The sequence below is a fragment of the Streptomyces sp. NPDC031274 genome (genome assembly GCF_055570235.1).
In genome coordinates this window covers 1-2,050 of the sequence record NZ_JBVIHP010000114.1, presented here as the reverse complement: position 1 = coordinate 2,050, position 2,050 = coordinate 1, and the positions used below count along the sequence as shown (strand labels likewise).

Here is a 2,050-nt window from a genome sequence, read left to right as displayed (position 1 = left end):
GCCGGGATCCCAAGCGGCTCACTGCGCGCACGGAGCGGCGCGGCTGGGAGCGGGTCCGATGACGACCGACGCCCTCGGGCCCATGATGACGGCCGTCCCCGGCAAGCTCGTGCGCACGCCACGGCACGCCGTCGCGGACCGCCCGTTCCTTGTCATCTGGGAGGCGACGCGGGCCTGCCCGCTGGCCTGTCTGCACTGCCGGGCCGAGGCCAACACCCGGCGCAGTCCACACGAGTTGGACGGGGCACAGGCCCGTGCCCTGATGGACCAGATCGCCGCCTTCGGGCGGCCCCACCCGCTGTTCGTCATCACCGGAGGCGACCCCTTCCAGCGCCCCGACCTTTCCGAACTCATCTCGTACGGGACGGGGTTGGGCCTGCGGGTCGCGGTGTCGCCGTCCGGCACGCCCACCCTCACGCGGGAGAACCTGACGGCAGTGCGCGACGCGGGCGCCGTCGCGCTCTCGCTCAGCGTGGACGCGTCCACCGCCGCGCGGCACGACGCCTTCCGGGGCGTCGACGGGGTCTTCGACCTCACGCTGCGGGGCTGGCGGACGGCGCGCGAGCTCGGACTGAAGGTGCAGATCAACACCACGGTCTCGCGGCACAGCCTCGACGACCTGGCCGACGTCGCCGCACTCGTCCGCCGGGAGGGGGCCATGCTGTGGTCCGGGTTCCTGCTTGTGCCCACCGGGCGCGGCGCCGACCTCGCCTCGCTCACCCCCGCCGAGACCGAGGACGTACTGCACTTCCTCTACGACTGCGGGGCGTTCATGGCCACCAAGACCACCGAGGGCCACCACTTCCGGCGCGTCGTGCTCCAGCGGACCGCCCTCGCCGAAGGACCCCTCACCGAGAGCGGCGGGGTGGTGCCGCGCACCGGGGACCTGCACGCCCGCCTCACGGCGCGTGCCGCCGCGCTCGGGCTCTTCGACGGCGAGCGGCGGGCGGTCCGCCGTCCGCCCATGGACATCTCATCGGGGCGCGGCTTCGTCTTCGTGTCCCACACGGGCGAGGTCACGCCGAGCGGCTTCCTGCCGCTGTCCGCGGGCAACACCAAGCACCGCCCGCTGACCGACATCTACCGCGCGTCCCCGCTCTTCACGGAGTTGCGCGACCCCGAACTGCTGCGCGGCAAGTGCGGCCGCTGCGCGTACCGGTCCGTGTGCGGCGGCTCGCGTTCACGGGCGTACGCCGTCACGGGCGACTACCTGGCCGAGGACCCGTGGTGCGCGTACGAGCCGCCTACGCGTCTTCCCGTCTCCAAGGAGTCGACGTGCGCTCTGTGATCGTCATCGGCGGCGGCATCAGCGGTCTGGCCGCGGCCTGGGAACTGCGCGGCAAGGCCGAGGTCACCGTCCTGGAGGCGAGCGACCGCGTGGGCGGCAAGCTGCGCACCGGCTCCCTGGCCGGCGCACCCGTCGACGAGGGCGCGGAGTCGATCATGGCGCTGCGCCCCGAAGCCGTACGGCTCGCGGAGGAGGCCGGCCTCGGGGACAGTCTGTGCGACCCGGCCCCCGCCCCCGTCACCGTATGGACCCGGGACGCCCTGCGCCCGCTGCCCGCGGGCCACATGATGGGCATCCCGGCTGACCCGGCCGCCCTCACCGGCACCGGGCTGCTGTCCGCCGAAGGGCTCGCCAGGTTCGCCCAGGAGGAAGCGATCCCCGCGCGCCCCGTCCTCACCGACGGAACGGACATCAGCATCGCCGGCTTTCTCGCCCCGAGGATCGGCCGGGAAGCGGTGGACCGCCTCGTGGAACCGCTCCTCGGCGGGATCTACGCGGGCCGCACCGACCAGCTCTCCCTGCGCTCCGCGATGCCTTCCCTCGCGCCCGTCGCCGCCTCGGGCGACTCCTTGCTCGCCACCTTGCGCCGCCGCCGGGAGGGCCAGAGCGCAAGCCCGGGCCCGAGGCCGAGCGTGGTCCGCGGCATCGTCGGCGGCACCGGCCGACTGCCCCGCGCGGTGGCCGCCGCGAGCGGGGCCCGCGTCCTCACCCGCAGCACCGCCCTCGCCCTGGAACGTATGCCCGGCGGCCGCTGGCGGGTGC

At 74.6% G+C, this 2,050-nt stretch carries 2 protein-coding genes; both read left to right on the top strand.

The features are described 5' to 3' along the window. Positions 1-1,288 (top strand): TIGR04053 family radical SAM/SPASM domain-containing protein (locus ACZ5CR_RS44005; RefSeq protein WP_468868946.1); only part of this gene is annotated, 1,288 nt, incomplete at its 5' end. Then, on the top strand, positions 1,276-2,050 hold a 775-nt coding region (gene hemG, locus ACZ5CR_RS44000; protein ID WP_468868944.1), incomplete at its 3' end, for a protoporphyrinogen oxidase. The genes ACZ5CR_RS44005 and hemG, both read left to right, overlap by 13 nt.